Consider the following 12606-nt stretch of genomic DNA (forward strand, 5'->3'; position numbering starts at 1 on the left):
CGCCTCCGCGGTCGGGACTCAGAGGGCGCGGGTGGCGGGGCCCGTGTAGTCGGCCAGGAACCCCTTGGGCAGCGGGCCCTTGATGCGCTGGCCCGAGCCACGCTCCTCCCAGGCGTGGGCGAGGATGCCGACCGAGCGCGACAGCACGAACAGCCCGCGCGCCAGTTCGGGTTCGATGCCGAGCTCGCCGTAGACCACCGCCGACACCCCGTCGATGTTCATCGGCACGTTCCGGGACGCCAGCACACCCTCGACGGCGAGGGCCGCGTCGAGATGACGCCCCTCGACCACGCCGGCGTCGCGTGCCCGCTCGACGAGCGCCAGCAGCGGGTCGCGACGCGGGTCGCGCGGGTGGAACCGGTGTCCGAAGCCGGGCACGAACTCGCCCCGGGCCTTGTGGGCGGTCACCTCGGCGGCGGCCAGCTCGTCGAGCGGTGCCCGGGTGTCGCGATGCGCCGCGACCAGACGGTTCAGCAGCTGGACGCACTGCTGGCCCGCGCCTCCGTGGGTGTCGCCCAGGACGTTGACGCCGTTGGCGACGGCGGAGTTCAGGCCGACACCGCAGGTGACCGCCATGCGGGCGCTGGCGATCGAGGGTGCCTGCGGCCCGTGGTCGACGCTCGCCACGAGCGCGGCCTCGAGCAGGGCGGCCTGCGCCGGCTCGGGTCGTTCGCCGCGCGTCAGCAGCCACACGGTCTCGACGAAGCCGAGGGTGCCGATCAGTTGCTGCACCGGGTAGCCGCGCAGCTCGATCACGCCGGGCTCGATCTTGGTGATGCCGGTCGACCACCAGGCCGTGGTCGAGGCGAGGCGCGCCTCGAGCCGGGCGGTCTCGGCCTGCGCCGCGGCGAGGCGGGCCTCGAGGTCGGCGGTGTCCTGGGCGCTCACACCGCGCCTCCTTCTCTGAGGTCGCGGATCTCGTCGGCGTCGAAGCCGAGCTCGGCGAGGATCTCGTCGGTGTGCTGTCCGAGCAACGGGGGTGGCAGGGTCGGTGCCCCGGGCACGCCGTCCACACGGATGCCGTGTCCCATCACCCGCAACGGGTCGTCGCCCTCCGCGCCCCCCGGGAAGGGCAGTTCGTGCAAGAGTTCGCGGTCGCGCACCTGCGGGCTGTCGAGCATCTCGGCCACCGTGAGCACGGCCGCCGCGGGGACTCCGGCGTCACTCAGCAGCGCCTCCCACTCGGCGGCGCCGCGCGCGGACAACGCCTGCTCGATCTCGCTCGTGAGGGCGGCCCGGTGCGTCTTGCGGTCCTCGCGGGCCGTGAAGCGCGGGTCGACGGCGAGGTCGGCGCGGCCGATCAGGGTGCAGAGCGACTCGAACTGCTCCTGCTTGTTGGCCGCGATGTTCAGGGCACCGTCGCCGGTCGCGAACGTGCCCGAGGGGGCCGCCGTGCCGTTGTCGTTGCCGAGCGGCCGGGGTTCGGTGCCCGCGACGAGATGGTTCGAGACGACCCAGCCCATCGCGGTCGCCGCGGTCTCGAGCATGGACACGTCGATCACCGAGCCCACGCCGGTCCGTTCGCGACCGAGGAGTGCCGACGAGATCGCGAACGCCGCCGCCAGCCCGCCGAGCGTGTCGGCGATCGGATAGCCGGCCCGCAGGGGGGCCGTCTCGGGCGTGCCGGTGACGCTCATCATGCCCGAGCTGCCCTGGATGATCTGGTCGTAGGCGGGCTTGCCACGCAGCGGGCCGGTCTGACCGAACCCCGAGATCGCCGCGTAGACGAGCCGGGGGTTGATCCCCCGCAGCACGTCCCAGCCGAAACCGAGGCGGGCGAGCACGCCGGGCCGGAAGTTCTCGAGCAGCACGTCGGCCTCGGCCACCGCCCGCCGCAGCACGTCGGGCCCGCCCGGCTTCTTCAGGTCCACGGTCAGAGACCGCTTCTGCGCGTTCTGCGCCAGGAACGAGATGCCGAGGAGGCGCTGGTTCAGTTCTGCGGAGGCCCCCAGTTGGCGGGCGAGGTCGCCCCCGTGCGGTGTCTCGACCTTGATGACGTCGGCCCCGAGCAGAGCGAGCTGGTACGCCGCGTAGGGCCCGGCGAGCACGTTGGTCATGTCGAGGACGCGGACGCCGTCGAGGGGCCGGGGCCGGTCGGGGGCCCCGACCGGGTCGTGGGGCGGGGTGGGGTCGTGGGGCTGGGTCACACGGTCTCTCTCTGGCGGTCGGCGATCGCCTGGGCGGCGGTCCTCCGGCTACGGATCTTCTGGAAGGCGGCGCCCGCGACGGCGAGCAGGAGCACGACGTAGAGGGTCACCGAGATGGGGCTCGAGACGAGGATGGCGGGGTCGCTCTCGCTGACGGCCATCGCCCGGCGGAACTCGGTCTCGGCGAGCGGGCCGAGGATGATCGCGATGAGCATCGGCGCGACCGGCAGGCCGTAGCGGCGCATCAGGAACCCGATCAGCCCGATCACCGTGACGAGCACGAGGTCGAGGATCTTGGCGCTCGTCGCGTAGACGCCGAGCATCGCGAACACCGAGATGCCCGCGTAGAGGTAGTGACGCGGCACCTTGAGCAGCTTGGCCCAGAGCGGGGCGAACGGCAGGTTGAGGATCAACAGCACCACCATGCCGACGAAGAAGCTCGCCAGGAGTGCCCAGACGAGGTCGGGGGCACGCTCGAACAGCAGGGGCCCGGGCTGCAGGCCGTACTGGCGGAAGGCCGCGAGCAGGATCGCCGCCGTGGCCGAGGTCGGTAGTCCGAGGGCGAGCAGCGCGCCCATCGCGGTGCCGGCCGTGGCGTTGCCCGCGGCCTCGGGACCGGCCACGCCCTGGATGGCGCCGCGGCCGAACATCGAGTCCTTGCGGCGGGCGTCGAGTCGACGCTCGGTGCCGTAGGCGAGGAAGGTCGGCACCTCGGCACCGCCCACCGGGATGATGCCGAACGGGATGCCGATCGCCGTGCCGCGCAGCCAGGCCGGTGCCGCGAGTCGGAACTCACGACGAGACAGCCAGAGCCGACCGCGCGAGGGCACGAGCGCGGTCTCGTCGCGGGTGCCGCGTTTGGCGGCGACGCTGAAGACCTCGCCGAGCGCCAGCAGGCCGACCGTGATGACGACGATGTCGATGCCGTCGAACAGCTCGGGCACGCCGGCCGTGAAGCGCGAGGCACCCGAGATGCCGTCGATGCCGACGACCGAGATCGCCAGGCCGATGCCGAGGGCGGCCAGGCCGCGGAGCACCGACTCGGTGACGACCGCCGAGATCGCCACGAAGGCGAACACCGCGAGAGCGAGGTACTCGGCGGGCCCGAAGAGGGTGGCGAGTTCGGCGAGCCGCGGCGCGAAGAACACCACGAGGATCGAGGCGATGATGCCGCCGATGAAGGCACCGATGGCCGAGGTGGCCAGGGCCTGGGCGGCCCGTCCGCTCGTGGCCATCTTGTGGCCCTCGATGGTGCCGGCGATGGCCGTGCTGTTACCCGGTGTGTTCATGAGGATGCCCGAGATCGAGTCCCCGAACAGGCCGCCGAAGAGCACCCCGGCGAACATGATGAATGCTCCGATCGGGTCGAGCGAGAACGTGACGGGCAGCAGCAGGGCGACGGCCATGGCCGAACCCAGGCCGGGCAGGACGCCGACGGCCGTACCGAGCACGGCGCCGATCAGTACCCAGAGCATGTTGATCGGGGTCAGGACGGTGAGGAACCCGTCCCCGAGGTTGGCGAGCGATTCCATCAGAAGATCCCCTCGAAGATGCCGGGAGGCAGGTTGAGGCCGAGTCCGGCCGAGAAGGCGAGCTGCACGATCGACGAGATCGCCAGCGCCAAGAAGACGTCGAAGACCGGACGCTGACTGCCGAGCGACCGCGCGATGCCCCAGAAGAGGACGGCGCCGGCCAGCAGCCAGCCGAGCGGCGTGAGGGCGGCGATGAACACGACCACCGTGCCGAGGGCGCCGAGCAGGGCCCGGCGGTTGCTCGTGGGGCGGCGCTCGACGGGCTCGCCGTCCAGGTCGAGGTCGTCGACGTCGCCGGGGGCGGCGGGCTGGGCGATCTCGACCGTGGCCGCCTCGGGCTTGCGCACCACGTCGACCGCGAGCAGCACGGCCACGATCAGCACCAGGGCGGCCACGATGGCCGGGAAGACCTGGGGCCCGGGCGAGGTGGCGGTGTCGGGCACGCGCATCGTCACCGTGCCGACGACGAGGGCCAGACCGATGACGAGCATGAGCCCCGGCACGATCAGGGCGGTGCGTCGGCGCCAGAAGCCGTCCGCGACGACGACGGCCCGTCGGGTGACCGAGACGGTCCGGATGACGCCGCTCACAGGCCCAGCTCCTCGATGATCGTGTCGACCCGGTCCTGGTCCTGGGCGATGAAGTCGGCGAACTCCTCGCCCGTGACCACCGCCGGTGCCCAGGAGTTACGCCTCAGGGTGTCCTGCCACTCGTCGGAGGCGACCATCTCGTCGATGATGGCGACCAGTTCGTCGCGCTCGGCGTCGGTGATGCCCTTCGGGGCCACGAGACCGCGCCAGTTCGGCAGGTGCACGTCGATGCCCTGCTCGATGAACGTCGGGGCGTCGATGCCGTCGACGGGCTCTTCGGCCGAGAGCGCGAGTGCCCGCAGGTTGCCGGCCTCGATCTGGTCGCTGAACTCGTTGTACCCGCTGACGCCGATCTCGACCGTGCCCGAGAGCAGAGCGGTCAGCACCTCACCGCCGCCCGCGTACGAGACGTAGTTGATGTCGCCCGGGTCGACGCCGACCTCACGGGCGAACAGGCCGGCGAGCAGGTGATCCGTGCCGCCGAGCCCGCCGCCGCCGATCGGGTGGCTCTGCGGCGCCTCGCTCCAGGCGGCGACGAAGTCGTCGATCGTCTCGTAGGGCGAGTCCGCAGGGACGATGAAGACCTCGTAGTCCTCGGCCAGTTTGGCGATGGGCGTGGTGTCCGAGAGGCCGACGTCCGACCCGTTGACCGTGATCGCCCCCTCCATGACCGTGCCGGTCATCATGAGATTGGTGGGATCGGCACCGAGGCCGACGAATTGGCTGAGGCCGATGGTGCCGCCGGCACCCGGCACGTTCACCACCTGCACGTTGTTGACGATCGACGCCGCACGAAGGGCCTGCTGCGACTCACGGGCCGCGAGGTCCCACCCGCCGCCGGGCGCGGCGGGCGCCATCACCGTCAGCTTGGCCCGGGGGTCGGCGCCCGCCGTGCCGTCGCCGGCGTCGACGGCCGCGAAGCCGACGAGCACCGCCGTCGCGACGATGCCGACGGCCCCCGTGACGACCTTGCGTCTGTTCCTGTCGATCGGATTGCCCACACGATCACTCCCTTGTGATGGTTGCAGCGGCTCGCACCGGCGAGTGTCACCCCGAAAGGTGTCCGCCTGGTGGATGTCTGTGTCCGCCTGATGGTAGCTTCGCGCTGGAAGTCCCCGCAAGGGCGGTCCCACCCGGGGCCCGCTTCCCCGGCGAGAGGTCGACACGATGACATCAGCTGACACGACACCGTCCGCCGCGGCACCGTCCGCCGTGGCCGCCGCCTCGGTTCGCGGCGACTCGAGCGGCGTCCGCGCCGTCAGCCGGGCCCTCGCCGTGCTGCAGGCCTTCACGCCGGAGCGCAGCACGCAGACCCTCTCCGAACTCGTGCGCGCCTCGGGCCTTCCGCGCACGACCGTCCTGCGTCTGGTCGACACGCTCGTCGCCGAGGGCATGCTGCAGCACGGGCCCGACGGTCGGGTCGGTGTCGGCACGCGGATGATCCACTGGGGCGCCTTCGCCGCCCGGGCCTGGGCGGTGCCCGCCGCCACCGCCGACCGCATGGCCGCGCTCGCCGAGGCGACGGGAGAGACCGTCAGCCTCTACGTGCGCCGTGGCGTGGCCCGCGTCGTCGTCGCGCAGTCGCCCAGTCCGCACAGCCTGCGTCACGTGGTCCAGGTGGGCGACGAGCTGCCGTTGTGGATCGGCGCCGCGGGTGCCGTGCTGCTGAGCGGCGAGCCCGCCGACGTGCTCGACGCGACCCTCGACGACGTCGACGCCACGGCGCACCCGGGCGCGACCGCCTCGAGCCCGACCACCCCGTTCTCGCCGGTGCCGGCGCTGCCCGTCGACCGCGACGCCGTCCGGGCCCGGGTCGACCGGGCCCGCGGCGAGGGTTGGTCGGTGTCGCACGGCACGCGTGAGCCGGGCAACTCGGGCATCGCCGTCCTCGTCCCGGGACGCCCGCCGGGCCGACCCGTCGCCCTCGCCCTGGGCGGGCCGACGAGTCGTTTCACCGACGACGCGGTCCTGCGCTTCGCGGACGAGTTGCGCCGCGCCTCCTCGGACCTCGCCCGCACCGGGTTGCCACCCGCGCTCGACTGACCCACCGCACACGCACCACCGACCGAGAGACCCCGCACCCCCGACCGACAGGAGCACCATGAGCACCGCCTCCGCCTCGCCCGCCTCGCCGTCCTTCCCCGCCCCCGGCGAGCTGCCCGCCGCCACCGTCTCGGACGCCATGGAGCGCTTCGGTGTCGCGGACGGCATCCGTCCGCTCTGGCGCGGCGCCACCCTGTCGGGCCCGGCGTTCACCGTGTGGACCCGCCCGGGCGACAACGCCGGCCTGCACGCCGCGTTCGAACGCATCCGGCGGGGCGAGATCCTCGTCGTCAACGGTGGCGCCGACGAGACCCGCGCGTTGATCGGCGAGCTCGTGGCCGAGAAGGCCAAGGCGCTCGGCGTGGGCGGCATCGTGCTCGACGCCGCCGCGCGCGACGTGGTCGAGCTCGAACGGGTGGGCGTGCCCGTGTTCGCGCGGTCCGTGACACCGGCCGGCCCGTGGAAGACCGGGCCGTTCCGCACGGGCGAGACGATCGCGGTCGGTGGCGTCGCGGTGTCGCCCGGCGACTGGGTGCTCGGCGACGACGACGGCGTGGCGATCGTGCCGGCCGCCCGCGTCGCCGAGGTGGTTGCCGCGACCCACGAGCTGCTGCGCGGAGAGGGCGACCGCCGCGCAGCGAACCGGCAGTTGGTGCCGCGTGACTGACCCGGGCCGGACGAGCCCGACGAACCCGGCGGGCCGCGCCCCCGTCGTCTGGGTTCCACGGCCGATCGACGACGACGTGGTCGCGTCCCTGCGCGGCTGGGCCGACGTCCGACTCGGCTGGGGAGACGGCGCCGCGGGTTGGTCCGACGTCGCGTCCGAGGTGGACGGCGTGCTGCTGCGAACGGCCCGGGTCGACGGCGCGATGATGCGCGAGGCACCGCGACTGCGCATCGTCTCGCGGCACGGCGTCGGCCTCGACACGGTCGACGTCGACACCGCGGCCGAGCTCGGCATCACCGTGACCACGACTCCGGCCGCGAACAGCCGGTCGGTGGCAGAGCTCGCGGTGACGCTGCTGATGGTGACCCGACGCGGGCTCGGGGCCGCGTGGTCGAGCGGTGGAGGCGCGAGGGCCGGCGGTTCGCCGGCCATGGTTTCGGAGGCCGGCGGCCCGGGTGCCGAGGGTTCCGGGGCCGAACCGAGCCGCGCCTCCTTCGTGGGCCGCGAACTGCACGGTGCGACGCTGGGGCTGCTCGGCTTCGGGCGGATCGCTCGGCTCGTGGCCGCCACGGCCCGTGACGGCCTCGGCATGCGCGTCGTCGCCCACGATCCGCACCTCTCGGACGATGCGGTCCGAGCGGCCGGAGCCGAGCCCGCCGACCTCGAGGCCCTGCTCCGGGCATCGGACGCCCTGAGCGTCCACGTGCCGCTGACCCCCGCCACCGTCGGCCTGATCGGCGCGCGCGAGCTCGCCCTGCTGCATCCCGGCGCGGTGGTCGTCAACACCTCGCGTGGCGGCGTCGTGGACGAGGAGGCGCTGGTCGCGTCACTCGACGCCGGTCACCTCGCGGGGGCCGGTCTCGACGTCACCACGGTCGAACCGTTGCCCGTCGAGCACCCCCTTCGCGGTCGATCCGACGTCGTTCTGACTCCGCACGTCGGGGGCCAGACCCGCGAGGCCATGGCCCGGGTCGGGCACGAGGCCGCCGGGCACCTCCGCCGCGTGCTGCGCCCCTGACCCCGGGCCCGGCTCAGGAGGCCGGCAGGTCGAGCCGCGCGGCCCCGACCGGTGAGAGCTCGACCGGTGCGGGCTCGACGGCCGCGCATCTCCGGATCAGCGGGACGAGCGCCCTCTGAGGAGGCGCGGTGCGAGGGTGACTCGGCGCGCGCCTCCTGAATCGGCGTGCGCCGCCGACCCGAGGGCGTCGATCAGCAGACGGACCGCCTCGCGGCCCATCGCCGGCCAGGGGTGACGCAGGGTCGTGATCTCGCGGTCGTCGCCCTCACCGAACGACACGTCGAGCAGGCTGGCCACCTGGACGACCTCCGGCACGGCCACGCCGTTCACGCGGAGAACCGTGACGACGCCGTGCGCGACGTCGTCGTTCGCGCAGACGACGGCATCGACCGAGCGCCCCTCGAGGTCGATCCCCCGCGCGACGCCCTCGTCGGTGCCGCTCGCCGCCGACCTCGCGAGCAACGCGTTGGCGGCCGCGACTCCCCCGGCCAGCACGGCGTCGGCCGCCACGGCCTCGACGAACGCGACGCCGGACAGCTCGCACGACGCCCGCACGGCAGCGATGCGACGGGCATCGGCAGGGTCGGCCGGTGACAACCCCACGGTGACGAGCGAGCGAGCCCCGCCGTCTGCGAGCGAGCCGACCAGCAGATCGGTGGCCCGATGGTCGTCCAGTCCCACGGAGTCGGTGCCGTCACCGAAGATGTGGCGCCCGACCTGGACGACGGGCACCCGGTCGGCGGCGGCGATCGCGTCTCGACTGACGTCTTCGCTCGGCGGGCAGATGATGAGTCCGTCGACCCGTCGACTCAACATCGACTCCACCGTGGCGACGTCGTGATCCTCGCCGTCGGCGGAGTAACGCAGCACGAGGGACATGCCCTCGTCGTCGAGTGCCGCGCTGACCGACTCGATCAACGCCGACAGGAAACCGGTGGTGTAGCGCGGCAGGATCAGGCCGACCGTCTCGGTGCGCTGGCTGCGGAGGGCGCTCGCGACGGCGTTGTGCCGATACCCGAGATCGGCGATGGCCTTGCGCACGGCTCGCGACCGAGACTCCGACACGTGCTGCGCCCCCGACAGCACGCGCGACGCGGTGGCGATCGACACGCCGGCCTCACGCGCGACGTCGACGAGCGTGGGCACGGTGGTCCGCGTCATCGGCCCACCCCGTCGTGGCGTCGGCCGGCCGACGCCGCTCGATCGTCCTCGATCGCCGTCACGAAGTCCCCGAGCACGGCCATGGCCCCTTCGACGGTCGCGTCGAGCAACCGCTCACCTTTGTCGGCCGTGGCCGTCGAGGGGTCACCGAAGACGCCACTCGGCGAGAACGGGTGCAACTGCATCGGGGTGGTGCCGAAGTCGGACGGGAAGACGGGATAGCTCGCCTCGTAACGGTCGCGTCGCACGTCCTCGGGAGAGATGCGCAGCATGATCGAGGTCTCGATCTCTTCGGCGTGGGCGAGGCCGGGTGCCGCGGGAGCGCTCTCGCGCACCTGCTCGATCGCCTCGGCCATGCCCGGGTGGTCGAGCGTCACCGTGCGGAGGACTCCGTGGTCGATCAGCTGGCGCGTGGCCGCGTACAGCGGGGCCCGGTTGCCCCAGTCCCCGTTCACGACGACGAGACCGCCGGCACCGGACGCGGCCAGCGCACGCCCGAGGTCGACGACGATGGCGGTGACCGTCGCGGATGACAACGAGAGCGTCCCTCGGTAGCCCGCGGTGTTCCAGGTGTCCCCGTAATGCACCGGCGGCAACAGCACGGCGTCCAGACGGTCGGCCAGGCGACGCGCGACTTCGAGGGCCGTCGCGGTGTCGGTGCCGAGTGGCAGGTGCGGTCCGTGCTGCTCGAAGGCGCCGAACGGCAAGACGGCGATCCCCGCGCCGCGATCGAAGGCTGCGGCCACGTCGGGCCAGGGCGTGCGGTCTGCGTCGATCATCGTCAAGGAGCGTACGTCTGGATAGTGGTGCCGTGCGACCGGTCCGTCAGCCCGGGCAGCCTCTCGTTCATCTCGACCATCAGCGGGTCGAGGTCGACGCCGACCAGACGACCGCCGTCGACGACGACACGGCCGTCCACGATCACCGTCTCGACGTCGCTCGACCGCACGCTCAACACGAGCGCGGCGGCGAGGTCGTTCATCGGCTGCAGGTGCGGTTTGCGAGGGTCGATCAGCACGATGTCCGCCTTGAACCCTGGTCGGAGGGCCCCGAGGTCGTGCTCCCGACCGATCGCGGCGGCGCTCTGACGGGTGAGGAGGTCGAGCGAATGCGAGCTGGGCATCCAGGTCGCATCGCGCGCGTCGGATTTCTGCACGAGCGCCATGGTGCGAACGCTCTCGAACATGTCGAGCGTGTTGTGGGACGCGCACCCGTCGGTCCCGATGCCGACGGTGATGCCGGCGTCGTGCAGCAGACGGATCGGGGTCGTCGTATGGGTGTGTTTCTGATAGACCTTGGCGCAGCAGGCGACGCCGACGCGGTCCGAGTAGGGCGTCAACCAGGCGAGGTCGCTCTCGACGATCCCGGTGCCGTGGGCGATCAGGGCCCCCGCGTCGAGCATGCCGGTGTCGTGGAGCACCTGGATGGGCGTCACCCCTCGCCGCGCCAACGAGGACTCGGTCTGGTGCATGGTCTCGGAGGCGTGCACGTGGCTCCGGACGCCGATCGAACGGGCCGTGTCGGCAGTACGGACGAGATCGGCGTCGTCGACCGTGTAGACGGCGTGGGGACCGAGCATGGTCGTGATGCGGCCGTCGGCGCGGCCGTTCCACTCGGCGGCGAACGCGGCGCTGCGGTCGAGACCGGCGGCACCCTGCGACGAGAAGAAGGTCTCGGCGAGCACGGCCCGCATGCCGCCCTCGTCGATCGCCGCCGCGATCTGCTCCATCGAGAAGTAGTGATCGGCGACGGTGGTCACACCGGCCAGCAGCATCTCGGCCACGGCGAGCCGGGCCCCCAACGACACGTCCCGCTCGGTGAGGTTGACCTCCATCGGCCAGATGTGGTCGTTGAACCAGGAGGCGGTGGGCACGTCCTCGGCGGAGCCCCGGAAGTAGGTCATCGACGAATGGCTGTGGGTGTTGATCATTCCGGGCATCGCGATCCGTCCCGGGGCGTCGATCACGCGGGCCGTCTCGAGATCCGCCGTCGAGACCTCGCCGTCGGGCTTGATCCAGGCGATGTCGGCGCCCACCACCCCGATGGCATGGTCGTGCAAGAAGTCGACCGGTTCGGGACGCCCGGGGTCGTCGACGGGTAGATCGGGATACGCCGCGACGGGCCGTCGTGTACCGGCGAGGACGGTCACCCGGCGGATGACCAGGTCGACGGAGGGGGGTCGCTGTTCGGTCGTCATGACTTCACAGTGCCACACGACGTCGATTATCTGAGAACGTTTACCTTGTTGCTTACGCGCCCGAAACACGCTTGTAACAGCGTGGGCCTTAGCGTTGGAGTACCCCCTCACCCGCGACGAGCTCTCAAGAGTCACCCGCACGCCTCTTGCCAAGAAATCGTTTACAGCTTTGGAGTCCTTGTGCCCACACTGCCGTTCCGCCCTGCCCCGCGCTTCGAGCGCTCGCGTCGCCTCCTGGTCACGTCCGGTGCCGCGCTCACCGCCACCCTGCTGCTCGCGGCGTGCTCGGGGCAGACCGCCGCGACCACCCCGTCCGCCGATCCCGACGCCGCGACCGTCGCCCTGCTCTACGGCACCACCGGTGACTACTCGATCATGGACGGCGGCTACGCCGGCTTCACCGCCGCGCAGGAGAAGCTCGGTTTCAACCCCATCGAGCTGTCGAGCCCGAACACGGACGACTACCAGGACCGGCTCGATCTGGCGGTGTCGCAAGAAGCTGACCTCGCCGTCGGCATCGGTTTCCAGTTCGCCCAGCCGATGGAGACCACCGAGCACCCCGACACGGCGTTCGTGGACGTCGACACCGACATCGGGACCGAGATCGACGGAGTGACGACGATCTCGTTCGCCGCCAACGAGTCCTCGTACCTGGTCGGCGTCGCCGCGGCCCTCACCTCTACCACGGGTCACATCGGCTTCGTCGGCGGGGTCGATCAGCCCTCGATCCAGAACTTCTTCGTCGGCTACGAGGCGGGCGCCAAGTCGGTCGACCCGGCGATCACGATCGACTCGACCTACCTCTCACCCCTCGGCGACTTCACCGGTTTCTCCGACCCGACCAAGGGCAAAGAGGCTGCGGCCTCGATGTACGCCGGCGGGGCGGACGTGGTCTACGCCGCCGCCGGAGGGTCTGGCCAGGGCGTCTACGAGCAGGCTGCCGAGACGAGCACGGCCGACGCGAAGGTCTGGGCGATCGGCGTGGACGGTGACGCCTACGAACAGGTCGACGACGACATCAAGCCCTACATCCTCACGTCGGCGCTGAAGAACGTCGACGTCGCGGTCGAGGACGTCATGACCTCGTTCGACGCCGGCACCCTCGAGACCGGCGAACAGGTCTTCGACCTCGAGACCGGCGGGGTCGGCTACTCGACCAGCGGCGGCTTCGTGGACGGCATCGCCGACCAGCTCGACCAGGCCGAGACATCGATCGTCGACGGTGACGTCACCGTCCCGACGGCGCTCTGA

The 12606-nt window shown here is 71.9% G+C and carries 12 protein-coding genes; 4 read left to right on the forward strand and 8 right to left on the reverse strand.

Features of this window, described 5'->3' with window-relative positions; all coding sequences use genetic code 11:
- Positions 1 to 18 precede the first annotated feature (18 nt).
- From HRF36_RS13975 to HRF36_RS13995, 5 genes are read right to left on the reverse strand one after another with little or no spacing between them, the layout of a single operon-like run.
- The gene (locus HRF36_RS13975; protein ID WP_173210907.1) at positions 19 to 888 is read right to left on the reverse strand and encodes a citryl-CoA lyase; all 870 of its coding nucleotides are present in this window, start codon (positions 886 to 888) and stop codon (positions 19 to 21) included.
- Positions 885 to 2147: a CaiB/BaiF CoA transferase family protein gene (locus HRF36_RS13980; protein ID WP_371740202.1), complete on the reverse strand. Its 1263-nt coding sequence runs from the start codon at positions 2145 to 2147 to the stop codon at positions 885 to 887. Before HRF36_RS13980 ends, HRF36_RS13975 begins: the two co-directional genes overlap by 4 nt.
- Complete coding sequence (locus tag HRF36_RS13985) at positions 2144 to 3679, reverse strand: tripartite tricarboxylate transporter permease (RefSeq protein WP_173210909.1); 1536 nt, start codon at positions 3677 to 3679, stop codon at positions 2144 to 2146. The genes HRF36_RS13980 and HRF36_RS13985 overlap by 4 nt, the downstream gene beginning before the upstream one ends.
- A complete protein-coding gene (locus HRF36_RS13990; protein ID WP_217271329.1) occupies positions 3679 to 4269 on the reverse strand; it encodes a tripartite tricarboxylate transporter TctB family protein in 591 nt (196 codons plus the stop codon). Before HRF36_RS13990 ends, HRF36_RS13985 begins: the two co-directional genes overlap by 1 nt.
- Positions 4266 to 5270 (reverse strand): Bug family tripartite tricarboxylate transporter substrate binding protein, encoded by a 1005-nt coding sequence (locus tag HRF36_RS13995; RefSeq protein WP_371740203.1) that lies wholly within the window; start codon positions 5268 to 5270, stop codon positions 4266 to 4268. The genes HRF36_RS13990 and HRF36_RS13995 overlap by 4 nt, the downstream gene beginning before the upstream one ends.
- A 166-nt stretch (positions 5271 to 5436) precedes the next feature.
- Here HRF36_RS13995 and HRF36_RS14000 point away from each other — a divergent pair, with 166 nt between their 5' ends.
- Genes HRF36_RS14000 through HRF36_RS14010 form a run of 3 tightly spaced genes read left to right on the forward strand, consistent with a single transcriptional unit; the run spans position 5437 to position 7997 of the window.
- Positions 5437 to 6312: an IclR family transcriptional regulator gene (locus tag HRF36_RS14000; protein WP_173210911.1), complete on the forward strand. Its 876-nt coding sequence runs from the start codon at positions 5437 to 5439 to the stop codon at positions 6310 to 6312.
- 58 nt (positions 6313 to 6370) lie between these two features.
- Positions 6371 to 6979, forward strand: coding sequence for an RraA family protein (locus HRF36_RS14005; protein ID WP_173210913.1), 609 nt, complete (start codon positions 6371 to 6373; stop codon positions 6977 to 6979).
- Entirely contained in the window at positions 6972 to 7997 is a 1026-nt protein-coding gene (locus tag HRF36_RS14010; RefSeq protein ID WP_173210915.1) for an NAD(P)-dependent oxidoreductase, read from the forward strand. The genes HRF36_RS14005 and HRF36_RS14010 overlap by 8 nt, the downstream gene beginning before the upstream one ends.
- Positions 7998 to 8093: 96 nt before the next feature.
- Here the strand turns inward: HRF36_RS14010 and HRF36_RS14015 are convergent, their stop codons facing one another.
- The 3 genes from HRF36_RS14015 to HRF36_RS14025 are packed head-to-tail and all read right to left on the reverse strand — an operon-like array spanning position 8094 to position 11355.
- Positions 8094 to 9158 (reverse strand): LacI family DNA-binding transcriptional regulator, encoded by a 1065-nt coding sequence (locus HRF36_RS14015; protein ID WP_173210917.1) that lies wholly within the window; start codon positions 9156 to 9158, stop codon positions 8094 to 8096.
- Positions 9155 to 9937, reverse strand: coding sequence for a creatininase family protein (locus HRF36_RS14020; protein ID WP_173210919.1), 783 nt, complete (start codon positions 9935 to 9937; stop codon positions 9155 to 9157). The genes HRF36_RS14015 and HRF36_RS14020 overlap by 4 nt, the downstream gene beginning before the upstream one ends.
- A gap of 2 nt (positions 9938 to 9939) precedes the next feature.
- Positions 9940 to 11355 carry an amidohydrolase gene (locus HRF36_RS14025; RefSeq protein WP_173210921.1) on the reverse strand — a complete coding sequence of 472 codons (1416 nt, stop codon included), beginning with the start codon at positions 11353 to 11355 and terminating at the stop codon, positions 9940 to 9942.
- 180 nt (positions 11356 to 11535) lie between these two features.
- Between HRF36_RS14025 and HRF36_RS14030 the strand changes: the two genes are divergently transcribed.
- The gene (locus HRF36_RS14030; protein ID WP_173210923.1) at positions 11536 to 12606 is read left to right on the forward strand and encodes a BMP family ABC transporter substrate-binding protein; all 1071 of its coding nucleotides are present in this window, start codon (positions 11536 to 11538) and stop codon (positions 12604 to 12606) included.

The organism is Frigoribacterium sp. VKM Ac-2836 (assembly GCF_013248995.1).
GTDB lineage: Bacteria > Actinomycetota > Actinomycetes > Actinomycetales > Microbacteriaceae > Frigoribacterium.

What these genes read in the sequence shown, in the direction of transcription:
- HRF36_RS14020 (WP_173210919.1), bottom strand. Translation starts at nt 9,937, where the DNA reads ATGATCGACGCAGACCGCACGCCCTGGCCCGACGTGGCCGCAGCCTTC.
- HRF36_RS14015 (WP_173210917.1), bottom strand. Translation starts at nt 9,158, where the DNA reads ATGACGCGGACCACCGTGCCCACGCTCGTCGACGTCGCGCGTGAGGCC.
- HRF36_RS14025 (WP_173210921.1), bottom strand. Translation starts at nt 11,355, where the DNA reads ATGACGACCGAACAGCGACCCCCCTCCGTCGACCTGGTCATCCGCCGG.
- HRF36_RS14000 (WP_173210911.1), top strand. Translation starts at nt 5,437, where the DNA reads ATGACATCAGCTGACACGACACCGTCCGCCGCGGCACCGTCCGCCGTG.
- HRF36_RS14005 (WP_173210913.1), top strand. Translation starts at nt 6,371, where the DNA reads ATGAGCACCGCCTCCGCCTCGCCCGCCTCGCCGTCCTTCCCCGCCCCC.
- HRF36_RS13985 (WP_173210909.1), bottom strand. Translation starts at nt 3,679, where the DNA reads ATGGAATCGCTCGCCAACCTCGGGGACGGGTTCCTCACCGTCCTGACC.